This window comes from Pseudomonas sp. GW823-FHT01D03, assembly GCF_058798255.1.
Window position 1 is genome coordinate 5,534,725 of the sequence record NZ_JBXAKK010000001.1, and the last position, 23,122, is coordinate 5,557,846.

The window sequence follows — 23,122 nt, forward strand, 5'->3', positions numbered from 1 at the left end:
GCTCACTCTTACAGTTGACCGTATTCACAACACACATCCCCTGTAGGAGTGAGCCCGCTCGCGATAGCTGTTTATCTGCCTCAGCAATACTCAGCGCTTGGCGATGATGTACACCGCATGCACGATCCCCGGGATATAACCGCACAGGGTCAGCAGAATATTCAGCCAGAACGCGCCGCCGAACCCGACCTGCAGAAACACGCCCAGTGGCGGCAACAGAATGGCGATGATGATACGAATGAAATCCATGGGTCAGCTCCTGAATGGGGGTTGGCTCACATGAGCCATACAAGCTAATCGACCTGCGCCGTTCGTCAGGGTTCAGTGCAAACGCCATTTGATCGCCACCATCGGGCACAAAAAAACGCCCCACACCAAAAGAATCAGGCGTGAGGCGTGCGTTATACCGCGAGACGGTTCTTCAAATCGGGCAGGAAACTTCAGCTCAGACGGCAATCCCTTTGCGGCATTGCAGTTGCGCGGTACGCACTCGCGAGAATGCGCGGGCCAGGCGCAGGAGCATTTCGTCGATGTTGGCCTTGCTGACGGTGAGTGCCGGGGTGAAACGCAGGCAGTTGGCTTGCGGCGCGTTGAGCAGCAAGCCCTCATGCAAGGCGGCTTTGACTACAGCATCGGCGCAATCCTCTGACAGGCTCAGTCCCCAGAACAGACCTTGCCCACGCAGCTCACCGTGACCGTAACGGTGCGCCAGTCGCGCGAGGCCTTCGCGCAAGTGCTGGCCGTGGTCGTTGACCTGCTGCAGAAACGCCCGGTCCTGCACGCTGTCGAGGACCACCAGACCGGCCGCTGTCATCAGCGCGTTGCCGTGATGAGTGCCGCCCAGCTCACCGGCGTCAAAACAGCAGGCCTTGCCTCGGGCCAGCAGGGCCGCCAGAGGAACGCCGCCGCCGAGGCCCTTGCCGAGCACGACGATATCGGCGCGCACGCCGTAGGACTGTTCGGCGAGCAAAGTGCCGCAGCGGCCGATGCCGGTTTGAACCTCGTCAAGGATCAGCAGAATGCCCAGCTCACGGCACAGGCGCTCGACGCCCTTGAGGTAATGCTCGGTGGCCGGAATCACCCCGGCATCGCTCTGGATCGGTTCGAGCATGATTGCCACGGTTTGCGCGTCGACAGTTGCGTGCAGCGCCGGCAAATCGTTGAACGGCACCAGATCGAAACCAGGCAGCGACGGGGCGAAGCGGTTGTGCAGGTTGCAACTGTCCGACGCGGAAATCGTCGCCAGACTACGTCCGTGACAGCCTTGCTTGGCCACAATGATCCGCGAGGCGCCGCCACGATGCAGTTGACCCCATTTGCGCGCCAGTTTGATCGCCGCTTCACAGGCCTCGCTGCCGCTGTTGAGCAGGTAAGCCTGATCGCTGCAAGTGCTGGCGCACAACCGCTCGGCAAGGCTGAGCATGCCGCGGTTATGCAAATTGAAACCGGGATTGATCAGCGCCTGAGCCTGACTGGCGATGGCTTTGACCAGTGCCGAGGGGCTGTGGCCGAGGCTGTTGGCGCCGCCGGCCTGAGAGAAGTCGAGATAAGCGCGGTCGTTGCTGTCCCACAGCCATGAGCCCTGACCGCGAACGAACACCTGTTGCGGGCGTTCCACGCTGGGCATCAGCCGCTCGGCATTCAGGCTTTCGCCCGCATCAGTGGGATTGGCCTCGAATGCGAGGTCATCAAGACTCGGCGCCTGGCGCCGCAAACTGAACAGATTCATTGCAAGAAACCTTGTTTGAGGTTTTTTGAACTGCCTATGCAAACACTGTTGAAGCAAACGCTATTCATCGCGCTCTCTGGCCCTGCAAGCCTTGTGATTGCGGTTAGACTAGGCTCACTGACGGCTTCGGGCCATTTCGATTTACCAGCATTTTCGATAAGCATTACTTATGGATTTCAAACAACTGCGTTATTTCGTCGCGGTCTACGAAGAAGGCCATGTCGGCCGTGCGGCCGAACGCCTGTCGATCTCGCAACCGGCGCTGTCGCAGCAGATTCGCCAGCTCGAACAGAACCTCGACGTCACGCTGTTCGAGCGCAGCAGCAAACGCCTGCTGCCGACCCTTGCCGCGCACACGCTGTACAACCACGCCCTGCCACTGCTCGACGGTTTGCAGCGGGCGCGGGAAGCGCTGGGCAACTTCAAGGGTCAGGCCTTGCGCACACTGGCGATCGGCGTACTGCAAACCGTACACACCAGCCTCGTGCCGCAAATGCTCGAACGGGTGCGCAAGGCGCAGCCGCATCTTGTGGTGCAGATTTATGAACTGACGGGCTTGGAGATCGAGCGCCGTTTGCTCAACGGCTCGCTGGACATCGGCATCAGCTACCTGCCGCCGCGCCAACCGGGGCTGCATGGCGTGATGCTGTATGAAGATGAGCTGACGCTGGTCATCCCGGCGGATCACCCCCTGCGCGAATTCAAGAAGGTCTCGATGCGGCAGGCAGCGGAATTGCCAATGTTGCTGCTGGGCGAAGAGTTTCAGATCCGGCAGATCTGGCAGGCGCAACTGACCAGCCTGGGTCGGCGCCCGCAAGTGCAGGCCGAGCTGAACAATATGCTGGGGATTCTCGACAGTCTGCCGCACACCAGACTGGCGACGGTGCTGCCCGGGCGTTCACAGCGGGAATACGACGAGCAGGATCTGCTGTGGAAGCCGTTGAGCGAACCACGGGTGCCGCTGAAGGTAGGGCTGGTGTGCCGCGACGTGCAGCGTCAGCAGGCGTCTTTGGCGTTGCTGCGCACGTTGCTGGAAGAAGTGATTCAGCGTGAAGAAAAACCGCTGAAAGCCGCGCCGTCACTGGATCCGCTGGCCTGAAAACTTTTCTGCAGACAAAAGAAAACCCCGCCGAAGCGGGGCTTTGCAGACTGTTTCCCTGACATCCATTTCACTCCGCCACCCTGGCAGAATCCTACGTGTCCGTGTTGTTGCTTTGCGCTTCCTGCGCGACGTCCATGAGTTGTAGATTAGCTGTGGATCCAATCTACGCCTATGGGAGAACAGCAGCACGTCATGTAAGAGAATGCTTACATGACGTTACATCATCAGAACTGCTCAGCATTCAGCAGGAACAGCGACTCGCTACCCGCCTTCACCGACGCGCTCAACGAGTGGATGCGCGGCAGCAGACGGGCGAAATAGAAGCGCGCGGTGCCCAGCTTGCTGGCGTAGAAATCGTCCTGCGCCTCTTTGCCCAGCGCAGCTTTCGCCATCAGTGCCCACATGTAGGCATAGGCGGTGTAGCCGAACGCTTGCAAATATTCGACCGAGGCGGCGCCGATTTCGTTCGGATTGGTTTTCGCCCGATCCAGCAGCCACGCCGTCAGCTCGTCGAGGGTGCTGACGGCATCGTTCAGCGGCTTGGTGAATTCGCCCAGGTCAGCGCTGGCGGTCGCGGTGAAGTGGCGGATCTCGTCGGCGAACAGCTTGTAGAACGCGCCACCGCTGCCGACGATCTTGCGCCCGACCAGGTCCAGCGCCTGAATGCCGTTGGTGCCTTCGTAGATCTGGGTGATGCGCACGTCACGCACCAGTTGCTCCTGACCCCATTCGCGAATGTAGCCGTGGCCGCCGAAAATCTGCTGGCCGTGGACGGTGGTTTCCAGGCCCAGGTCGGTGAGGAATGCCTTGGCCACCGGAGTCAGCAGCGCGACCAGATCTTCTGCGCGTTTGCGGGTGGTGGCGTCTTCGCTGAACTTGGCGGTGTCGAGTTGCATCGCCACATAAGTGGAGAACGCGCGACCGCCCTCGTTCGAGGCTTTCATGGTCAGCAGCATGCGACGCACGTCCGGGTGAACGATGATCGGGTCGGCAACCTTGTCCTTGTTTTGCGCGCCGGTCGGCGAACGGCTCTGCAGACGATCGCGCGCATATTCGACGGCGTTCTGATAGGAACGCTCGCCGCTGGCCAGGCCTTGAATGCCGACGCCCAGACGCTCGTAGTTCATCATGGTGAACATCGCCGCCAGGCCCTTGTTCGGCTCGCCGACCAGATAACCCACGGCTTCGTCGAAGTTCATCACGCAGGTCGCGGATGCCTGGATGCCCATCTTGTGTTCGATCGAGCCGCAGTTGGCCGGGTTGCGCGCGCCCAGGCTGCCATCGGCATTGATCATGAACTTCGGCACCAGGAACAGCGAAATGCCTTTCGGGCCTGCAGGTGCGTCCGGCAGTTTCGCCAGCACCAGGTGGATGATGTTCTCGGTCAGATCGTGCTCACCGCCGGTAATAAAAATCTTGGTGCCGCTGACCTTGTAGGAACCATCGGCCTGCGGTTCGGCCTTGGTGCGGATGATGCCCAGGTCGGTGCCGGCGTGCGGCTCGGTCAGGCACATCGAACCGGCCCAGATCCCGGCGTACATGTTCGGCAGGTAAGCGGCCTTCAGCTCTTCGCTGGCGTGGGCGTTGATCGACAGACAGGCGCCGGCGGTCAGCATCGGATACAGGCCGAACGACAGGCTGGCAGAGTTGACCATTTCTTCGACTTGAGCCGAAACAGCCTTGGGCATGCCCATGCCGCCGTAGGCCGGATCGCCGCCGACACCGACCCAACCGCCTTCGGCGTAAGTCTGATAGGCCTGTGGGAAACCGGCCGGGGTGCTGACGGCACCGTCCTTCCAGTGGCAGCCTTCTTCGTCGGCCGCACGGCTCAGTGGCGCGATGCTTTTGCTGGTGACCTTGCCGGCTTCTTCGAGAATGGCTTCTACGGTTTCTGCATCGACAGTCTCGGCCAAGGCCGGCAGTTCGGCCCAGAGTTTGGCGACTTCGAATACTTCATTGAGGACGAAGCGCATATCGCGCAGCGGCGCTTTGTAGTCAGCCATGGCAAACCTCGCAAGATCTAAACAGGTGATTCGTGGAAGAGTGTTTTCGTTGAGGCCGAGTGTACCTCAACAACTTTTGCGACACATAGGGTCAACCGGTGACTGATTTGTTATTTTTGGTCACCAGCATTCAGAGATAAAACAAAGCCCGCAATCAGCGGGCTTTTGAGTGATGACGTGTGGCTTGAGTCAGCCAGCGGCGCTGTCCATGCGTACCGCGCCGCGACGGTTCTGTCCGAACGCCATGACGCAGTTACGCCCGGCGCCCTTGGCGCTGTACAACGCCTGGTCGGCAGACTTGAGGACTTCTTCCGGGGTGCGCTGTTCGACGCGCTCGGCGACGCCGATACTGACCGTGACCGAGACACTGGAAGCACCGCTGCCGCTACGACGCTGGCGACCCTGCTGGTCGTCCTGCGGACGACTTTCCTGATTGCGCAACTGGATGTTGTAGGAAGCAATCGACTCGCGAATGACTTCCAGGTGCGGCATGCACTCCTCAAGGGTTTTGCCCGCAAACACCAAGGCGAATTCTTCCCCCCCATAGCGATACGCCCTACCGCCACCGCTGATTTTCGACAGCTTGCTGGCGACCAGCCGCAGTACTTGGTCACCGACGTCATGACCGTGGGTGTCGTTGAATTTCTTGAAGTGATCGACGTCGCTCATCGCCAGCACATAATTGCGGCCCAGGCGCTGCATCCGTTCATTGAGCGCACGACGCCCAGGCAGACCGGTGAGTTCATCGCGGAAGGCCATTTGATAGGCCTCATGCGCCACGGCAGCGGCAATCATCAACATCACCTGGCTGCACATGATGTTCAGGGTGAACGGCAGGATGAAGGTTTTCGGCAGCATCCAGAACACCCCGAGCAGGCCGACCAGTTGCGCGGCATGCAACGGACGTGGGTTGCGCCAGTATTGCCAGGCCAACAGCAGGAACGCCGAGAGGAACACCGGATAGGAGAGCTGGATCAGACTCATCCAGGCGCCGTGCAGCGCGGGCCAGCGGATTTCCGAGAGCCACATCAGCAGCGCTTGGGGATAACTCTGCTCAAGGCCGAGGGCGACACTGCCAAAGGCCAGCAAAACGGCGAAACGCGCCACCATGTCCTGAAACAGATGCGTGCGTTCCTGCCACGCGGCGAACAGCCCAAACAGCAACGGCAGCAGCAGACAGACCAGGTGGAACACCACCGCAGCGTCCTCGCGCACCTTGCCGTTGTCGCGGTAATAGTCGGTCTGGGTGTCGAGCAGAAAGTAGGCGATGTACACGGTGAGCATCAGAAACAGTTCGCGCTGACGTCGGTAAACCGCACAGTAAGCGCCGCCCAACAGCAGCACCAGGGTTGGCAGCACGTTGAACAGCGAAGTGAAGAAAACGCTGAGGTCTTTGACGTACGCAGCCGCCAACCCCGCAAGCAACAACAGCAGTGAAGGTAGGAAATGACTGAAACGTACAGCGGAAGAACGCGGCAAGGGTAAAGCTCCGACCCGTCATATCAAAGAGATGGCATTGTGCCTGCAATGTGGCCAGTTAAGCACACACAATGTGATCCAGATCACATGCAGTCTCTGTAACGGCAGAAAACCCGGGTTGCTGAGCGATTCAGAAACAAAAAAACCGCTGCCCCCGAAGGAGCAGCGGTTTTCGTCAGACCGCGTTGAGGCTTAGTAGCCCAGTGCGAAGTCTTCTTCTTTCATGTCCATCAGGTTGTTGGCGCCCGACAGCATGGTGGCCACGTGGGTACGGGTACGCGGCAGGATGCGCTGGAAGTAGAAGCGCGCGGTTTGCAGCTTGGCGGTGTAGAACGCGGCGTCGCCGGTGCCTTCTGCCAGCTTCTCGGCGGCCAAACGTGCCATGTCGGCCCAGAAGTAGGCCAGGCAGGCGTAACCGGAGTACATCAGGTAATCCACCGAGGCCGCGCCGACTTCTTCGCGATCTTTCATGGCGGCCATACCGACCTTCATGGTCAGCTCGCCCCATTCCTTGTTCAGCGCAGCCAGCGGTGCAACGAACTCTTTGACGGCTTCGTTGCCTTCGTTGTTCTGGCAGAACTTGTGAACGATCTTGGTGAAGCCTTTCAGAGCCTCGCCTTGGGTCATCAGCACTTTACGGCCCAGCAGGTCGAGTGCCTGGATGCCGGTGGTGCCTTCGTACAGCATCGAAATGCGGCTGTCGCGAACGTTCTGCTCCATGCCCCACTCGGCGATGAAGCCGTGGCCACCGTAGATCTGTACGCCGTGGTTGGCGGCTTCGAAACCGACTTCGGTCATGAACGCTTTGGCGATTGGCGTCATGAACGCCAGCAGTGCGTCGGCCTTCTTCTTCTCTTCTTCGTCGACGCCGTATTTGACGATGTCGACCTGTTTGGCGGTGAAGTACACCATCGCACGGTTGCCTTCGGCGAATGCCTTCATGGTCAGCAGCATACGGCGTACGTCAGGGTGCACGATGATCGGGTCAGCGGCCTTGTCCGGCGCTTTCGGGCCAGTCAGGGAGCGCATTTGCAGACGATCGCGAGCGTATTTCAGGCCACCCTGGAAGCCGATTTCGGCGTGGGCCAGACCTTGCAGCGCGGTACCCAGACGTGCGGTGTTCATGAAGGTGAACATGCAGTTCAGGCCTTTGTTCGCCGGGCCGATCAGGAAACCGGTGGCGCCGTCGAAGTTCATCACGCAAGTGGCGTTGCCGTGGATGCCCATCTTGTGTTCCAGCGAACCGCAGCTCACGGCGTTGCGCGCACCGATAGTGCCATCGGCGTTCGGCAGGAACTTGGGAACGATGAACAGGGAAATGCCTTTGGTGCCAGCCGGAGCATCCGGCAGACGGGCCAATACGATGTGGACGATGTTGTCGGCCATGTCGTGTTCACCGGCCGAGATGAAGATCTTGGTCCCGGAAACTTTGTAAGAACCATCAGCCTGAGGCTCGGCCTTGGTGCGCAGCATGCCCAGGTCGGTGCCGCAGTGCGGTTCGGTCAGACACATGGTGCCGGTCCATTCGCCGGAAACCAGTTTGGTCAGATAGGCCTCTTGCTGCTCAGGGGTGCCGTGCTCGGAGATGGTGTTCATCGCGCCGTGCGACAGGCCTGGGTACATGCCCCACGACCAGTTGGCTTCACCGACCATTTCGCTCACAGCCAGACCCAACGACTCCGGCAGGCCTTGACCGCCGTGCTCGACGTCGTGCGCCAGGCTTGGCCAGCCGCCTTCGACGAATTGCTTGTAGGCTTCTTTGAAGCCAGTCGGGGTTTTCACACCGGACTCGCTCCAGGTGCAGCCTTCGAGGTCGCCCACGCGGTTCAGCGGTGCCAGTACCTGCTCACAAAACTTGGCGCCTTCTTCGAGAATGGCGTCAACCATGTCCGGCGTTGCTTCGGAGCAAGCTGGAAGGCTCTGATAGTGCGCTTCGTAGCCGAGCAGTTCGTCACGAACGAAGCGAATATCACGCAAGGGGGCCTTGTAGTCAGGCATAGCGATAAACCTCTGCTGATGTAACCGGGAATGAACGACCGTGTTGATTTGTTGTGACGGTCAAACAGTTGTTTGAAACATACGTTTACGCCGAAATCTTGTCAAGCGTCGATCTTTTGCCGTTCGTCATGACTTTTTTTCAAACGCCGGACGCAGCAAAACGCCATGGACTGCACAGAGCCACGGGCAATGAAAAAAGATTAGTTGAGGGAGAAGGACTTACAACGAAAAACGCCGCGACAAAGCGCGGCGTTCAACGTGCAGATGGAGGAAAATCAGGCGAACGTGTCGATGATCGTACCGAGCATTTCGTCGGAAGCCTTGGCGACTTTCACACCCAGTTCAGCCTGAATCTTGCCTTGGGACATCTCGACCATATTGCTGGCCAGATCCGATTGCTGTGCACGATCCACGCCGCGCAAACGCTCGACTTGCACTTCGGAAGACTGACTGGTGACCGAACGCTCAATGGTGTTGTTGGCAATCTGGCTGGCGGCCTGATCGACGCGGTTCTGCCCGCTCTGAATCGAGCTCAGACCTGCGTAAAAAGCTGTGTTACCGGAGATTTCCATAACAGTTCTCATCCTTGGGAAGGATCAATGGCGCCATTGAACCAGAGGCGCCAGAAAAACACCCGTCAAAAACACTAATGGCACAGTGCCTGCCCATAGAGAAAAGCTTAGTCGAGCAGATCCAGTTGTAAATGATCCGCCACCGCTTCGGCACTCAAACTCTTGAGTTTCGGCACGCGCCCCAGACACGGCGCCGGAATCCGCTCGGCCAGCGTCGCTAGATTCTCTTCCAGCCGTGAAGTCTTCGGATCAATGATATTGGCCACCCACCCGGCCAGTTGCAGACCATCACGGGCAATCGCCTCGGCCGTCAGCAAGGCATGACTGATGCAGCCCAGCCGTACGCCCACCACCAGAATCACCGGCAGCTTCAGCGCAATCGCCAGATCCGACAGATTGTCCTGATCCGCCAATGGCACCCGCCAGCCACCCGCCCCTTCGATCAAAGTGAAATCGGCATTCAGCGCCAGGATTTCGCGCATCGGCGCCAACAGCGATTGCACGGTCAGCGCGACACCGGCCTCACGCGCCGCCAGATGCGGCGCGATGGCCGGCTCGAATGCCACCGGATTGACCTGTTGATAAGTCAGCGGCACCGAGCATTCGGCCAGCAGCGCCAGCGCATCGGCATTACGCAAGCCCTTGGGCGTTACTTCGCAACCCGAAGCCACGGGTTTGCCCGCCGCCGTACTCAGCCCGGCCGAGCGCGCCGCATGCAGCAACCCGGCAGCCACGGTGGTCTTGCCGACATCGGTGTCAGTGCCAGTGATGAAATAGGCTGCGCTCATAAGGGTTTCTCCAACACGGCGTAGACCACCTGATAAGTCGCCGGCAATCCCTGTGCCTGACGGAACTGCTCGTAAGCCTCGACCAGGCCGAGAATCCGTGCGCGTCCGGTCAAGCCACCCGGCCGCCCGGGATTCAGATTGTGCGCGCCGAGTGCCTTGAGTTCGTGGGTCAGGCTGCGCACATCCGGGTAGTGCAGCACATGCGCCTGATTCTGCAGACTCACCGTACGCAAGCCACTTTTGGCACACAGCTGCTCATACCGGGCGAACTCGCGGAAGCGATTGACGTGCACCAGCCCATCGACCTGCCGCCAGCTGTCGCGCAACTCGTACAAGGTCCCTACACAAAGACTAGCAAACGCGAAAATCCCGCCCGGCTTGAGCACGCGAAAGGCTTCGCTGAGCACCGACTCGAAGTCCGCACACCACTGCACGGCGAGGCTGGAGAAGATCAGCTCGCAGGTGGAATCCTGCAACGGCAGACGCTCCGCATCACCGGCGATGAAATGCTGCGCGCCGCCCAATGGCCGTGCGTGATTGAGCATGCCCTCGGCGATATCCAGTGCCAGCCCCTGACCCTCGACATATCGCTCGGCCAATGCGCGAGTGAAATAGCCGGTGCCGCAGCCCAGATCCAGCCAGGTTGACGGCAGAAAACTCGCCGGCAAACGCTGCTGCAACTGTGAACCGACGTCGCGCTGCAACTCGGCAACGCTGTCGTAACTGGCCGCCGCACGGGAGAAAGAAGCCGCGACCTGGCGCCTGTCGGGCAAGCCGCCGGGCAGCGCAACAAGAGACAAATCAGTCATCACCGCACTCGTGTAGAAAAGCCTGGATCGCACCCGCCACGCCATGGGGGTCTTCCAGAAGAAACGCATGACTGGCCTGTTCGATCAGACCAATTTCGATGTCCGGCAACAGCGCGAACAACGCCCCCGCCGCCTCCGCAGGCACTAAACCGTCCTGCCCGGCGAACAAGTGCAACTGCGGGCCGCGAAACGCCTGCAACGCTTCGCGGGTGTCGATCTGCGCCAGCAGTTCAAGCCCGTCCATCAACGCTTGCGGCGAAGTGGCCGGCGCGCCGCCGAACAGCAGCCGCGACATGCCGCGCGGGTCTTGCGCGCCCTGAGCACACAACAACGAGAACCGTTTGAGGGTTAGTCGCGGATCGGCTTGGCAGCCGGCGAGAAATGCATCGAACGTCTCGCCCGGCATCGCACTCGTCCATTGCTCATGGGCGACAAACGAAGGATTGCTCGCCAGCGTCAGCAGGCCGCAGCAACGCTCGCCGCGCCGCGCTGCCAACTCGCAGGCAAGCATGCCGCCCAGCGACCAACCGCCCAGCCACACGTCCTGCGGAATACGTTCATCGAGTTCATCGAGCCAGTCTTGCAGGTCGCTGGAATCCAGCTCCGGCAGCGGCTCGATCTCGACATGCAGATGCTCGTCGAGCCCCTGCAATGCCGCGGCCAGAGGCTCCAGTGGCGAAACACCGAGGCCCCAGCCGGGCAGCAGAATCAGGCGATCACGCATGGCTTGACTCCGACGACAGTTGGGCAAAGCAATCGGCCAGTCCTTCTAACAATAGCTGCACCTGCGCCTCGCTGTGAGCGGCGGTCAGGGTCACGCGTAGCCGAGCGCTGCCGGCAGGCACGGTCGGCGGACGAATCGCGGTGACCATCAAGCCGCGTTCGCGCAGCATCTGCGAAAGGCGCACGGCGCGACCGGCATCACCGATCAGGATCGGCTGGATCGGGGTGAAGCTGTCCATCAGTTGCAGACCGATCTGCTCGGCGCCGTGGCGGAACTGGCGGATCAGCGTCTGCAAATGTTCACGACGCCAGTGTTCCGTGCGCAGCAACTCCAGACTTTTCAAAGTCGCACAGGCCAGCGCCGGTGGCTGGCTGGTGGTGTAGATATACGGCCGGGCGAACTGGATCAGGCTTTCGATCAGCTCTTCACTACCGGCGACAAACGCGCCTGCGGTGCCGAACGCCTTGCCGAGGGTACCGACCAACACCGGCACATCGTCCTGACTCAAGCCGAAATGCTCGACGATCCCGCCGCCATTGGCACCGAGCGGGCCGAAGCCATGGGCATCGTCGACCATCAGCCACGCGCCTTTGGCCTTGGCCTCGCGCGCCAGCGCCGGCAGATCGGCGAGATCGCCGTCCATGCTGAACACGCCGTCGGTGACCACCAGCGTGTTGCCGGTGGCTTTCTCCAGGCGCTTGGCCAGGCTGTCGGCGTCGTTGTGCAGATAACGATTGAAACGCGCGCCGGACAATAGACCAGCATCCAGCAACGATGCGTGGTTAAGGCGATCCTCCAGCACCGTATCGCCCTGCCCGACCAGCGCCGTGACCGCGCCGAGATTGGCCATGTAACCGGTGGTGAACAGCAGAGCACGCGGCCGGCCAGTGAGATCGGCGAGGGCTTCTTCCAGTGCGTGATGCGGGCTGCTGTGGCCGATCACCAGATGCGACGCGCCACCACCGACGCCCCAGCGCTTGGCGCCGGCGCGCCAGGCTTCGATCACCTGCGGGTGATTGGCCAAGCCCAGGTAGTCGTTGTTGCAGAACGCCAGCAACGGCTGGCCGTCGACCACCACTTCAGGCCCCTGCGGAGACTCGAGCAACGGACGCTGGCGATAGAGATTTTCGGCACGGCGGGCAGCAAGGCGTGCGGCGAGATCGAAAGACATGCAGGCCTCGACTTTCAAGTGACACAGATTCCCTGTGGGAGCGGGCTTGCTCGCGAAGGCGGTCTGACATTCAACGGTAATGTCGACTGCACCGACGCTTTCGCGAGCAAGCCCGCTCCCACAGGGGTTTTGCATTCCTTCAGAGAAATCCGCGCAGGTTTAGACCGCCGCGTTATAGAACTGCTCGCTGCTCTTCTGCTCCACCAGCGCCTGCTCGATCGCGGCCTGATGCACTTCATCGGCATGCTCTTCGCGCGCTTCCGGCTGAATGCCCAGGCGCGCGAACAGTTGCATGTCCTTGTCGGCCTGCGGGTTGGCAGTGGTCAGCAGTTTGTCGCCGTAGAAAATCGAGTTGGCACCGGCGAAGAACGCCAACGCCTGCATCTGCTCGTTCATCGCTTCACGGCCGGCGGACAGGCGCACATGGGATTGCGGCATGAGGATGCGCGCGACAGCGAGCATGCGGATGAAGTCGAACGGGTCGATGTCTTCGGCGTTTTCCAGCGGCGTGCCGGCGACTTTCACCAACATGTTGATCGGCACCGATTCCGGATGCTCCGGCAGGTTGGCCAGCTGGATCAGCAGGTTGGCGCGGTCGTCCAGCGACTCGCCCATGCCGAGAATGCCGCCGGAGCAGATCTTCATCCCCGACTCACGCACGTAGGCCAGGGTTTGCAGGCGCTCGCTGTAAGTACGGGTGGTGATGATGCTGCCGTAGAACTCCGGCGAGGTGTCGAGGTTGTGGTTGTAGTAATCGAGACCAGCCTTGGCCAGCGCCTCGGTCTGCTCCTGATCGAGACGACCGAGGGTCATGCAGGTTTCCAGACCCATGGCTTTCACGCCTTCGACCATTTTCAGCACGTACGGCATGTCTTTGGCCGACGGGTGCTTCCACGCAGCTCCCATGCAGAAACGCGTGGAGCCGATGGCTTTGGCGCGGGCAGCCTCTTCGAGGACTTTCTGCACTTCCATCAGCTTTTCTTTCTCCAGGCCGGTGTTGTAGTGACCGGACTGCGGGCAGTACTTGCAGTCTTCCGGGCAGGCCCCGGTCTTGATCGACAGCAGCGTGGAAACCTGCACGCGATTGGCGTTGAAATGTGCGCGGTGCACCGTCTGCGCCTGGAACAGCAAGTCGTTGAATGGCTGTACGAAGAGCGCTTTGACTTCGGCTAAAGACCAGTCGTGACGCAGGGTGGCAGAGGTGCTGGCGCTCATGGGCAGTTCCTTGGTTATGCTTGGCTGGCGGCTGCGGGAACGGAATACCCACAGGCGCGACACGGATGTTCGGCATATTTAAGGAAGAGTCATGCGCTGTCAACCACGACACGAACAACAGGTTTACATCTGTTTAAAAAACGTACAGACCTGCTTGCTGTGCGATGAACCCGCAGAAGCAGAATTGCCAATTTGCGACGCCTGCGAAACCGATCTGCCCTGGCTCGGTGACCACTGCCAGACCTGCGCCCTGCCGCTGACCGGCGCTGGACTGACTTGCGGCGGGTGCCTGCTAGAGCCGCCGGCGTTCGAACAGGTGGTCGTGCCGTGGCGCTATGACTTCCCGGTGGACAGTTTGATTACGCGTTTTAAACACAACGCGAAATGGCCGTTTGGTCACTTGCTCGCCGACGTTGCCGGACAATACCTGCAACATCGCTTCGATGAGGGATTGCCACGACCCGACGTGTTGCTGCCGGTGCCACTGGCGAGCAAACGTCTGCGTCAACGCGGGTTCAATCAAGCGGCGATGCTGGGCCGATGGTTGAGCCAACAGCTGGATCTGCCTTTTGAGGAACATGCTCTACGGCGGGTCCACGACACCAGCGCCCAGCAGGATCTCGACGCCAAGGCGCGCAAGCGCAACTTGCGTCACGCCTTCGCTCTGGCTCCTGACGCAGAAGTGAAAGGTCGGCACTTCGCGCTGATTGATGACGTACTGACCACCGGCGCCACGGCCCAGGCACTGGCGCGACTGTTAAAAGATGCCGGTGCAGCACGGGTTGACGTGTATTGCCTGGCGCGCACGCCAAAACCCGGAAGCTGAAACCGACACAATCCCTTGTAGGAGTGAGCCTGCTCGCGATAGCGCAATTACTGCCAACATTGATGCTGACTGTTCCACCGCCATCGCGAGCAGGCTCACTCCTACAAGAGCACTGTGTTTGGCTTGACTGATGCGTCGCAAGCCGCAAACTTCACTCCCCACCGCCACCGTGAAAAAGCACCCATCCATGTCCCTGCCCACCCTGCTCTCCCAGCACATCGTCCGTCGCCCGCAGCGGATCGCCCTGCTGCAACACATTGCCGAACAGGGCTCGATTACCCGCGCCGCGAAAAGCGCCGGGCTGAGTTACAAAGCGGCCTGGGATGCGATCGATGAGCTGAACAACCTGGCGCAGAAACCGTTGGTGGAGCGCGCGGTCGGCGGCAAGGGCGGCGGCGGCGCCAGGTTGTCCAGCGAAGGCGAACGGGTGTTGCGTCTGTATCAAAAGCTGCAAGCTTTGCAGGCCCAGGTGCTGGAGGCCGCTGAAGACGCCAGCGATCTGGATCTGCTCGGGCGATTGATGCTCAGAACCAGCGCGCGCAACCAGCTGCACGGCAAAGTCGTGGCCATTGAAGGCCAAGGGCGTAACGACCTGATCCGCCTCGAACTGGCCGAAGGCCTGTGGATCAACGCGCAGATCACTCACGACAGCACCGTGCACCTGGAGCTGCAGCCGGGCACCGAAGTGGTGGCACTGATCAAGGCCGGCTGGCTTGAAGTGCTGGCGGCGGAGCAAGCTGCAACATCTGGACACAATATTCTGAACGGCATCATCGAAGCGATCTTCGATGCCGAAGACGGCCCCAGCGAAGTGCGCATCGCCCTGCCCAACGGCCAGACGCTCTGCGCCCTGGCTGAGCCGCTGCAGCTTCGCACCCGCAATTTGAGTGTCGAGCAACCGGTGCAGGTGCAGTTCTCGCCGTCCAATGTGCTGATCGGCACACCACTCTAATCAGGCGCTGCAACGAAAGCGTAATCGACGCTCATTAAGGTGGCTGCCAAAACCAAGCAGGGAGCCTGATGTGAGCCTATTAGAAGAAAACCAATCGACTGATCTGGAAAAGATGGTCGGCCTCAGCCGTCGCGGTTTCATCAGCGCCGGGGCACTGTGCGGCGCTGCCATGTTCCTCGGCGGTAACCTGCTCAGCCGCAGCGCGCTGGCCACCGGCATCAGCGCCGGCAACAGCCGCCTGCTCGGCTTCGAGAGCATCCCCGCCGCGACCACCGACATCATCAGCCTGCCCAAGGGCTACAAGTCCTCGGTGCTGATCAGCTGGGGTCAGCCATTGCACAAGAACGGCCCGGCCTTCGACCCGAGCGGCAATGGCACCGCCGCCGCTCAGGAAGTGCAGTTCGGCGACAACAACGACGGCATGAGCCTGTTCGAATTCCCCGACGACCGAAACCGTGCGTTGATGGCGATCAACAACGAATACACCAACTACCGCTACCTCTACCCGCACGGCGGCATGCCGCAATCGGCCGAAGACGTGCGCAAGGCGCTGGCCTGTGAAGGGGTGTCAGTGATTGAAGTGCAGCGCAGGAATGGTCAATGGCAGTTCGTCCAGGGCTCGCGCTACAACCGCCGCATCCACGGCAACTCGCCGCTGCGCATCAGCGGCCCGGCGGCCGGTCACGAGTTGATGAAGACTGCCGCCGACAAGCACGGCAAAAAAGTCCTCGGTACCTTCCAGAACTGCGCCAACGGTAAAACTCCGTGGGGCACCTACCTGACCTGCGAAGAAAACTTCACCGACTGCTTCGGCAGCAGCAACCCCCAGCAGCAGTTCGATCCGGCGCAAAAGCGCTACGGTGTCTCTGCCGCCAGCCGCGAGATCAACTGGCACCCGTTCGACCCGCGCTTCGACATGGCGAAGAATCCCAACGAACTCAACCGTCACGGCTGGGTGGTCGAGATCGATCCGTTCGATCCGCAATCGACCCCGGTCAAACGCACCGCGCTCGGTCGCTTCAAGCATGAAAACGCCGCGCTGGCCGAGACCGATGACGGTCGCGCCGTGGTGTACATGGGCGACGACGAGCGTGGCGAGTTCATCTACAAGTTCGTCAGCCGCGACCGCATCAACCACCGCAACGCCAAAGCCAACCGCGACATCCTCGACCACGGCACGCTGTATGTGGCCAAGTTCGACGCCGGCGACGGCAACCCGGATCACCCGAAGGGCCAGGGCCAGTGGATCGAACTGACCCACGACAAGAACGGCATCGACGCCAGCAGCGGTTTCGCCGATCAGGCCGAAGTGCTGATCCACGCCCGCCTCGCCGCCAGTGTGGTCGGCGCCACGCGCATGGACCGCCCGGAGTGGATCGTCGTCAGTCCGAAGGACGGCCAGGTTTATTGCACCTTGACCAACAACGCCAAGCGCGGCGAAGACGGACAGCCGGTGGGCGGGCCGAACCCGCGCGAGAAGAACGTCTACGGGCAGATCCTGCGCTGGCGTACCGACCGCGATGATCATGCGGCGAAAACCTTCGCCTGGGATCTGTTTGTGGTCGCCGGCAATCCGGGTGTGCACGCCGGCACGCTGAAGGGTGGTTCGTCGAACATCACCCCGCAGAACATGTTCAACAGCCCTGATGGTCTGGGCTTCGACAAGGCCGGGCGTTTGTGGATTCTCACCGATGGCGATTCGAGCAACGCCGGGGACTTTGCCGGGATGGGCAACAACCAGATGCTCTGTGCCGACCCGAAGACCGGTGAGATTCGCCGCTTCATGGTCGGGCCGATCGGTTGCGAAGTCACCGGAATCAGCTTCTCGCCGGACCAGAAAACACTGTTTGTCGGGATCCAGCATCCGGGGGAGAACGGTGGTTCGACCTTCCCCGAGCATCTGCCGAATGGCAAGCCACGGTCTTCGGTGATGGCGATTACCCGTGAGGATGGCGGGATCGTCGGGGCCTGATAAATCGCTTTCGCGAGCAGGCCCGCTCCCACATTGGATCGGCTGAGTGCATGAAATGGTCGGCACACCGGATATCCACTGTGGGAGGGGGCTTGCTCCCGAGGCCCTTCCAGGCAGCCCACTATTCAAGGCAAAACCCTCAACTCCCACAGTCTGCGCTACCATGCTGGGCCGGACGCGGCAGCCTGCTGCGCGCAGGAGTCAGCATGGCCCACCCGTTTGAAACCCTCACACCCGATCTCGTACTCGATGCCGTCGAAAGCATCGGGTTTCTCAGTGATGCGCGCATTCTGGCGCTCAACAGCTACGAGAACCGCGTCTATCAGGTCGGCATCGAAGACTCCGAACCGCTGATCGCCAAGTTCTACCGTCCGCAGCGCTGGACCAACGAAGCCATCCTCGAAGAACACCAGTTCACCTTCGAACTGGCCGACGTCGAGATTCCCGTGGTGGCGCCGCTGATCCACAACGGCCAGACCCTGCACGAACACGCCGGTTTCCGCTTCACCCTGTTTCCGCGTCGCGGCGGGCGTGCGCCGGAGCCGGGCAATCTCGATCAGTTGTATCGTCTCGGCCAGTTGCTCGGGCGCATTCATGCGGTCGGCGCGACCAAGCCGTTCGAACACCGTGAAGCACTGGGCGTGCAGAACTTCGGCCATGCCTCGCTGGCGACGTTGCTTGAAGGCAACTTCATCCCTAAGAGCCTGCTGCCGGCCTACGAGTCCGTCGCCCGCGACCTGCTCAAGCGGGTCGAAGACGTCTACGCCGCCACGCCGCACCAGAACATCCGCATGCATGGCGACTGTCACCCCGGCAACATGATGTGCCGCGATGAAATGTTCCACATCGTCGACCTCGACGACTGCCGCATGGGCCCGGCCGTGCAGGACATCTGGATGATGCTCGCCGGCGACCGTCAGGAATGCCTCGGCCAGCTCTCGGAACTGATGGACGGCTACAACGAATTCCATGACTTCGACCCCCGCGAACTGGCGCTGATCGAACCGCTGCGCGCCCTGCGCCTGATGCACTACAGCGCCTGGTTGGCGCGGCGCTGGGACGACCCGGCGTTCCCGCACAGTTTTCCGTGGTTTGGTACAGAGCGGTATTGGGGCGATCAGGTCCTGGCGCTGCGCGAACAACTGTCGGCGCTGAATGAAGAGCCACTGAAACTCTTCTGATTCACCACAAACCTTTGTGGGAGGGGGCTTGCTCCCTAAGGCGGTGTGTCAGGCAATTATTCTGCTGCTGATACACCGCATTCGCGAGCAAGCCCGCTCCCACATTTGGCCAGTGTTCACAAATTCAAAACTCATTTGCCAACAAATCTCCTTACAATCCCTGCTTTGTCAGCTGCCTAAGCAAGGATTCTGCATGCAAGCCGCCAACCCGCGTCGCGGGTACATTCTGGGCCTGAGTGCCTACATCATCTGGGGCCTGTTCCCGATCTACTTCAAAGCCATCGCCGAAGTCCCCGCAGTCGAGATCATCATTCACCGCGTGTTGTGGTCGGCGCTGTTCGGCGCACTGTTGCTGATGGTGTGGAAGCATCCGGGCTGGTTGCGCGAGTTGCTCGACAACCCCAAGCGCCTCGCGATTCTGGCCCTGAGCGGCACCCTGATCGCGGCCAACTGGCTGACCTACGTGTGGTCGGTGAACAACGGGCGCATGCTCGAAGCGAGCCTCGGTTACTACATCAACCCGCTGGTCAACGTGCTGTTGGGGATGCTGATTCTCGGCGAACGCCTGCGGCGCATGCAGTGGATTGCGGTGGGGCTGGCAGCCGTCGGCGTGGCACAGCAGGTGTGGCAGGTCGGCAGTCTGCCGTGGGTGTCGCTGATGCTGGCGCTGACCTTCGGCTTTTACGGGCTGATCCGCAAACAGGCGCCGGTCAAGGCCTTGCCGGGGCTGGTGGTGGAAACCTGGATGCTGGTGCCGATCGCCGTGGCCTGGCTGCTGTTCAATCAGACCGCCACCAGCGCACAACCCGAGTTCTGGACCACCTCCCAAGCCTGGTGGCTGGTCGCGGCGGGGCCGGTGACGCTCATCCCGCTGGTATGCTTCAACGCCGCTACCCGTCATCTGCCCTACACCACCATCGGCTTCCTCCAGTACACGGCGCCAACGCTGGTGCTGCTGCAGGCTGTACTGCTGTTTGGTGAACACCTGTCGTCGAGTACGCTGATCGCGTTCATCTTCATCTGGGCCGGTCTGGCCGTTTATAGCGTCGATGCAGTGATCAGTTTGCGTCGACGCAGCTGATCAAAAAACGCACAAAGCTTCGCAGGCCACGGTTCTCGTGGCCTGCAACGTTCCTTCCCAAGGTTATCCACAGCGTGATCCCCGCCGTTTGTGCGCAAGTCACTGAATGTTGGCGATTTTTTGATCAGCTAGCTACAGGCCACGGCCGACGTGGCGCTGCGCCCGGTCTCTACAGGTTATCCACAGGCAGGTGCACGTTAAAACTGGATAACCCGGCGCCGGTTAAACGTCTGTGCGTAACACCAGTTCGACCATCAGATCATCCGCCAGGGTTTCCAGGCGCGATTGCAGCACGTCCAGCGACAGGGTCAGTGGCACCGCCAGAATCGCTTCGGCGTGGAACAGCGGCTCGCTGCTCATCGGCGCCGGGCGCACTTCGGTCACCAGCCGTTCGAGGTTCACCCCCTGCTCGCTGAGCAAACGGGTGATGTCGCGCACGATGCCTGGGCGGTCATTGCCCACCAGTTCCATGGCGATTGGTTTCCAGGTGCAGGACTGCTCGATGCCGCTCTCGGCAATCAGCACGCGAATGCCATGAGCCGACAGCGCTTGTAAGGAATCGACTAATTCGTCGTAAGCCTCCGCCGGTACGCCCACCCGCAGAATCCCGGCGAACTGCCCGGCCATCCGTGACATGCGGCTTTCCAGCCAGTTACCGCCATGCTCGGCGATGCATTGGGCGATGCGCTCGACCTGCCCGGGCTTGTCCGGAGCAAACACAGTGAGTACGAGATGGTCCATGGCGCCGCCCTCTTGTCATGACTTTTGTTATAGAAAGGCAAGTATAGGCAAGCACCGACATTCAGCCGCCATGCTCAAGTGAACAACACTTGCTCCCGCTGGCGGCCGCAGGACGCCCTCTTCAGTCAGTAATATCTTTCGCGGATGCTTCGCACCCGAGCGGGAGCAAGCTCCCTCGCCAAAAACGCGGGCTCATCGAAGCTGAATGGAAGCCACACAGTATTTATGTGTACAACTTTTTATATTTAGCTGGAACAATCCGATGGTTTTTTGAGAACATCCCGTTCCGCGACGTGACTGCAATGCGTCATGAGGTCGCAGAACGACGTTATTAGTCTGATTTTCACAAGCGCAACGCATCATGTAGTATGCCTCGGCGCGCACTACATAACGCTGGATCGATGTCTGCCCAAGGCACGTTCGCAACCCTGAAAGCCCCGTCAGCAAGGCCCCCAAGCCGTTGATTGGTCCCAGCCCAGCCGCCAGCAATGGCATGTACTGGTCGGAAGGTTTGTGGTTTAAATGGCCAGAGGCTTCATTGTCAAAATTGAAGAGCTGAAAAGCGAAATAGCTGAGCAGAGTGAGGCAAGCAATGACTGAACACGTTCAAGTCGGTGGCCTGCAGGTCGCCAAAGTCCTGTTCGACTTCGTGAACAACGAAGCCATTCCCGGTACCGGCCTCACCGCCGAAAAATTCTGGGAAGGTGCCGACAAGGTCATTCATGACCTGGCGCCGAAGAACAAAGCCCTACTCGCCAAACGCGATGACTTCCAGGCTCGTCTTGATGCCTGGCATCAGGAGCGTGCTGGTCAGGCGCACGACGCCGTGGCCTACAAAGCCTTCCTGCAAGAAATCGGTTATCTGCTGCCAGAAGCGGCTGATTTCCAGGCAACGACGCAAAACGTCGATGATGAAATCGCCCGTACCGCCGGCCCGCAACTCGTGGTGCCGGTGATGAACGCCCGCTTCGCCCTCAACGCCTCGAACGCCCGCTGGGGTTCGCTGTACGACGCCCTCTACGGCACCGACGCCATCAGCGAAGACGGTGGCGCGGAAAAAGGCAAAGGCTACAACAAGGTGCGTGGCGACAAAGTCATCGCCTTCGCCCGTGCGTTCCTCGACGAAGCGGCGCCATTGGCTGCCGGCTCCCACGTCGATTCCACCGGTTACAAGATCGCTGACGGCAAACTGCTGGTCACCCTCAAGGGCGGCAGCAACACCGGCCTGCGCAACGACGCTCAGCTGATCGGCTTCCAGGGCCCGGCAGAAGCGCCGATCGCGATCCTGCTGAAGAACCACGGCCTGCATTTCGAAATCCAGATCGACGCCAGCACCCCGGTCGGCCAGACCGATGCCGCCGGCGTCAAAGACATCCTGATGGAAGCGGCACTGACCACCATCATGGACTGCGAAGACTCCGTGGCTGCCGTCGATGCCGACGACAAAGTGGTGATCTACCGCAACTGGCTCGGCCTGATGAAGGGCGACCTGTCCGAAGAAGTCGCCAAGGGCGGCCAGACCTTCACCCGCACCATGAACCCGGATCGCACCTACACCAAGGTCGATGGCAGTGAACTGACCCTGCACGGTCGCTCGCTGCTGTTCGTGCGTAACGTCGGTCACCTGATGACCATCGACGCGATCCTCGACAAACACGGCAATGAAGTGCCGGAAGGCATCCTCGACGGTCTGGTGACCTGCCTGGCGGCGATGCACAACCTCAACGGCAATACCTCGCGCAAGAACACCCGCACCGGCTCGGTCTACATCGTCAAACCGAAGATGCACGGCCCGGAAGAAGCGGCGTTCACCAACGAGCTATTTGGCCGCATCGAAGATGTGCTGGGTCTGAAACGCAACACGCTGAAAGTCGGGATCATGGACGAGGAGCGCCGCACCACGGTCAACCTCAAGGCCTGCATCAAGGCGGCCAGCGAGCGCGTGGTGTTCATCAACACCGGTTTCCTCGACCGTACCGGCGACGAAATCCACACCTCCATGGAAGCCGGCCCGATGGTGCGCAAGGCCGACATGAAGGCCGAGAAGTGGATCGGCGCCTACGAGAACTGGAACGTCGATATCGGTCTGAGCACCGGCCTGCAAGGTCGTGCGCAAATCGGTAAAGGCATGTGGGCGATGCCCGACCTGATGGCGGCGATGCTCGAACAGAAAATCGCTCACCCGCTAGCCGGCGCCAACACCGCCTGGGTACCGTCGCCGACCGCTGCTGCGCTGCACGCGCTGCATTACCACAAGGTTGACGTGTTCGCCCGTCAGGCCGAACTGGCCAAGCGTGCCCGTGCTTCGGTAGACGACATCCTGACCATCCCGCTGGCAGTCAACCCGAGCTGGACCCCGGAGCAGATCAAGAACGAACTGGACAACAACGCCCAGGGCATTCTCGGTTACGTGGTGCGCTGGATCGACCAGGGCGTGGGTTGTTCGAAAGTGCCGGACATCAATGACGTCGGCCTGATGGAAGACCGTGCGACGCTGCGCATCTCCAGCCAGCACATCGCCAACTGGCTGCGCCACGGTATCGTCACCGAAGCGCAAGTGATGGAAAGCCTCAAGCGCATGGCGCCGGTGGTTGACCGGCAGAACGCCAACGACCCGCTGTACCGTCCGCTAGCACCGAACTTCGACAGCAACATCGCCTTCCAGGCGGCGGTCGAACTGGTGATCGAAGGCACCAAACAGCCGAACGGCTACACCGAGCCGGTACTGCACCGTCGTCGTCGCGAGTTCAAGAAGACCAACGGCCTGTAACCTGCGCTG

19 protein-coding genes are annotated in these 23,122 nt (G+C 60.8%); 7 read left to right on the forward strand and 12 right to left on the reverse strand.

What is annotated here, in order from left to right; genetic code table 11:
* Positions 1 to 90 precede the first annotated feature (90 nt).
* Both AC1RBR_RS24610 and AC1RBR_RS24615 read right to left on the reverse strand, forming a co-directional pair.
* Positions 91 to 249: a YqaE/Pmp3 family membrane protein gene (locus AC1RBR_RS24610; RefSeq protein WP_003228885.1), complete on the reverse strand. Its 159-nt coding sequence runs from the start codon at positions 247 to 249 to the stop codon at positions 91 to 93.
* A gap of 196 nt (positions 250 to 445) precedes the next feature.
* Positions 446 to 1,729: an aspartate aminotransferase family protein gene (locus tag AC1RBR_RS24615; protein WP_492566955.1), complete on the reverse strand. Its 1,284-nt coding sequence runs from the start codon at positions 1,727 to 1,729 to the stop codon at positions 446 to 448.
* Between the two features lie 169 nt (positions 1,730 to 1,898).
* On the opposite strand from AC1RBR_RS24615, the gene AC1RBR_RS24620 reads away from it, so the two are divergent.
* The gene (locus tag AC1RBR_RS24620) at positions 1,899 to 2,828 is read left to right on the forward strand and encodes a LysR family transcriptional regulator (RefSeq protein ID WP_204894173.1); all 930 of its coding nucleotides are present in this window, start codon (positions 1,899 to 1,901) and stop codon (positions 2,826 to 2,828) included.
* A gap of 227 nt (positions 2,829 to 3,055) precedes the next feature.
* On the opposite strand, the gene AC1RBR_RS24625 is transcribed toward AC1RBR_RS24620, so the two are convergent.
* The 9 genes from AC1RBR_RS24625 to bioB all read right to left on the reverse strand — a co-directional run bounded on the left by AC1RBR_RS24625 (position 3,056) and on the right by bioB (position 13,590).
* Entirely contained in the window at positions 3,056 to 4,834 is a 1,779-nt protein-coding gene (locus AC1RBR_RS24625) for an acyl-CoA dehydrogenase C-terminal domain-containing protein (protein ID WP_492566956.1), read from the reverse strand.
* A 189-nt stretch (positions 4,835 to 5,023) separates the two neighbouring features.
* The gene (locus AC1RBR_RS24630; RefSeq protein ID WP_123589028.1) at positions 5,024 to 6,313 is read right to left on the reverse strand and encodes a GGDEF domain-containing protein; all 1,290 of its coding nucleotides are present in this window, start codon (positions 6,311 to 6,313) and stop codon (positions 5,024 to 5,026) included.
* Between the two features lie 192 nt (positions 6,314 to 6,505).
* On the reverse strand, positions 6,506 to 8,311 hold the full coding sequence (locus AC1RBR_RS24635) for a phenylacyl-CoA dehydrogenase (RefSeq protein WP_095137437.1): 1,806 nt from the start codon (positions 8,309 to 8,311) through the stop codon (positions 6,506 to 6,508).
* Positions 8,312 to 8,586: 275 nt separating this feature from the next.
* Positions 8,587 to 8,883, reverse strand: a complete 297-nt coding sequence (locus tag AC1RBR_RS24640; RefSeq protein ID WP_115986036.1) for a pyrroloquinoline quinone biosynthesis protein PqqE — start codon at positions 8,881 to 8,883, stop codon at positions 8,587 to 8,589.
* Positions 8,884 to 8,990: 107 nt separating this feature from the next.
* Positions 8,991 to 9,671 (reverse strand): dethiobiotin synthase, encoded by a 681-nt coding sequence (gene bioD / locus AC1RBR_RS24645; RefSeq protein ID WP_098965936.1) that lies wholly within the window; start codon positions 9,669 to 9,671, stop codon positions 8,991 to 8,993.
* Positions 9,668 to 10,480: a malonyl-ACP O-methyltransferase BioC gene (gene bioC, locus AC1RBR_RS24650; RefSeq protein WP_492566957.1), complete on the reverse strand. Its 813-nt coding sequence runs from the start codon at positions 10,478 to 10,480 to the stop codon at positions 9,668 to 9,670. The genes bioD and bioC overlap by 4 nt, the downstream gene beginning before the upstream one ends.
* On the reverse strand, positions 10,473 to 11,204 hold the full coding sequence (locus AC1RBR_RS24655; RefSeq protein ID WP_492566958.1) for an alpha/beta fold hydrolase: 732 nt from the start codon (positions 11,202 to 11,204) through the stop codon (positions 10,473 to 10,475). The genes bioC and AC1RBR_RS24655 overlap by 8 nt, the downstream gene beginning before the upstream one ends.
* Positions 11,197 to 12,375: an 8-amino-7-oxononanoate synthase gene (gene bioF, locus AC1RBR_RS24660; protein ID WP_492566959.1), complete on the reverse strand. Its 1,179-nt coding sequence runs from the start codon at positions 12,373 to 12,375 to the stop codon at positions 11,197 to 11,199. The genes AC1RBR_RS24655 and bioF overlap by 8 nt, the downstream gene beginning before the upstream one ends.
* Before the next feature lie 159 nt (positions 12,376 to 12,534).
* Positions 12,535 to 13,590 (reverse strand): biotin synthase BioB, encoded by a 1,056-nt coding sequence (gene bioB, locus AC1RBR_RS24665; protein ID WP_095137442.1) that lies wholly within the window; start codon positions 13,588 to 13,590, stop codon positions 12,535 to 12,537.
* Positions 13,591 to 13,681: 91 nt separating this feature from the next.
* Here bioB and AC1RBR_RS24670 point away from each other — a divergent pair, with 91 nt between their 5' ends.
* From AC1RBR_RS24670 to rarD, 5 genes are all read left to right on the forward strand, one after another.
* Positions 13,682 to 14,416 carry a phosphoribosyltransferase family protein gene (locus tag AC1RBR_RS24670; protein WP_492566960.1) on the forward strand — a complete coding sequence of 245 codons (735 nt, stop codon included), beginning with the start codon at positions 13,682 to 13,684 and terminating at the stop codon, positions 14,414 to 14,416.
* Between the two features lie 187 nt (positions 14,417 to 14,603).
* Entirely contained in the window at positions 14,604 to 15,368 is a 765-nt protein-coding gene (locus AC1RBR_RS24675; protein ID WP_492566961.1) for a TOBE domain-containing protein, read from the forward strand.
* Between the two features lie 70 nt (positions 15,369 to 15,438).
* The gene (locus AC1RBR_RS24680; RefSeq protein WP_492566962.1) at positions 15,439 to 17,340 is read left to right on the forward strand and encodes a PhoX family protein; all 1,902 of its coding nucleotides are present in this window, start codon (positions 15,439 to 15,441) and stop codon (positions 17,338 to 17,340) included.
* Positions 17,341 to 17,546: 206 nt separating this feature from the next.
* Positions 17,547 to 18,521 carry a serine/threonine protein kinase gene (locus AC1RBR_RS24685; protein WP_027610685.1) on the forward strand — a complete coding sequence of 325 codons (975 nt, stop codon included), beginning with the start codon at positions 17,547 to 17,549 and terminating at the stop codon, positions 18,519 to 18,521.
* 193 nt (positions 18,522 to 18,714) lie between these two features.
* Positions 18,715 to 19,602 (forward strand): EamA family transporter RarD, encoded by an 888-nt coding sequence (gene rarD / locus AC1RBR_RS24690; RefSeq protein WP_492566964.1) that lies wholly within the window; start codon positions 18,715 to 18,717, stop codon positions 19,600 to 19,602.
* 222 nt (positions 19,603 to 19,824) lie between these two features.
* Here the strand turns inward: rarD and AC1RBR_RS24695 are convergent, their stop codons facing one another.
* Positions 19,825 to 20,343, reverse strand: coding sequence for a glycine cleavage system transcriptional repressor (locus tag AC1RBR_RS24695; RefSeq protein ID WP_095122549.1), 519 nt, complete (start codon positions 20,341 to 20,343; stop codon positions 19,825 to 19,827).
* 592 nt (positions 20,344 to 20,935) lie between these two features.
* Between AC1RBR_RS24695 and AC1RBR_RS24700 the strand changes: the two genes are divergently transcribed.
* A complete protein-coding gene (locus AC1RBR_RS24700; RefSeq protein WP_492566966.1) occupies positions 20,936 to 23,113 on the forward strand; it encodes a malate synthase G in 2,178 nt (725 codons plus the stop codon).
* Positions 23,114 to 23,122: the final 9 nt, after the last annotated feature.

Coding starts and splice junctions, on each gene's coding strand:
- AC1RBR_RS24610 (WP_003228885.1), bottom strand. CDS start 249: ATGGATTTCATTCGTATCATCATCGCCATTCTGTTGCCGCCACTGGGC.
- AC1RBR_RS24615 (WP_492566955.1), bottom strand. CDS start 1,729: ATGAATCTGTTCAGTTTGCGGCGCCAGGCGCCGAGTCTTGATGACCTC.
- AC1RBR_RS24620 (WP_204894173.1), top strand. CDS start 1,899: ATGGATTTCAAACAACTGCGTTATTTCGTCGCGGTCTACGAAGAAGGC.
- AC1RBR_RS24625 (WP_492566956.1), bottom strand. CDS start 4,834: ATGGCTGACTACAAAGCGCCGCTGCGCGATATGCGCTTCGTCCTCAAT.
- AC1RBR_RS24635 (WP_095137437.1), bottom strand. CDS start 8,311: ATGCCTGACTACAAGGCCCCCTTGCGTGATATTCGCTTCGTTCGTGAC.
- AC1RBR_RS24640 (WP_115986036.1), bottom strand. CDS start 8,883: ATGGAAATCTCCGGTAACACAGCTTTTTACGCAGGTCTGAGCTCGATT.
- bioD (WP_098965936.1), bottom strand. CDS start 9,671: ATGAGCGCAGCCTATTTCATCACTGGCACTGACACCGATGTCGGCAAG.
- bioC (WP_492566957.1), bottom strand. CDS start 10,480: ATGACTGATTTGTCTCTTGTTGCGCTGCCCGGCGGCTTGCCCGACAGG.
- AC1RBR_RS24655 (WP_492566958.1), bottom strand. CDS start 11,204: ATGCGTGATCGCCTGATTCTGCTGCCCGGCTGGGGCCTCGGTGTTTCG.
- bioF (WP_492566959.1), bottom strand. CDS start 12,375: ATGTCTTTCGATCTCGCCGCACGCCTTGCTGCCCGCCGTGCCGAAAAT.
- bioB (WP_095137442.1), bottom strand. CDS start 13,590: ATGAGCGCCAGCACCTCTGCCACCCTGCGTCACGACTGGTCTTTAGCC.
- AC1RBR_RS24670 (WP_492566960.1), top strand. CDS start 13,682: ATGCGCTGTCAACCACGACACGAACAACAGGTTTACATCTGTTTAAAA.
- AC1RBR_RS24675 (WP_492566961.1), top strand. CDS start 14,604: ATGTCCCTGCCCACCCTGCTCTCCCAGCACATCGTCCGTCGCCCGCAG.
- AC1RBR_RS24685 (WP_027610685.1), top strand. CDS start 17,547: ATGGCCCACCCGTTTGAAACCCTCACACCCGATCTCGTACTCGATGCC.
- rarD (WP_492566964.1), top strand. CDS start 18,715: ATGCAAGCCGCCAACCCGCGTCGCGGGTACATTCTGGGCCTGAGTGCC.
- AC1RBR_RS24695 (WP_095122549.1), bottom strand. CDS start 20,343: ATGGACCATCTCGTACTCACTGTGTTTGCTCCGGACAAGCCCGGGCAG.
- AC1RBR_RS24700 (WP_492566966.1), top strand. CDS start 20,936: ATGACTGAACACGTTCAAGTCGGTGGCCTGCAGGTCGCCAAAGTCCTG.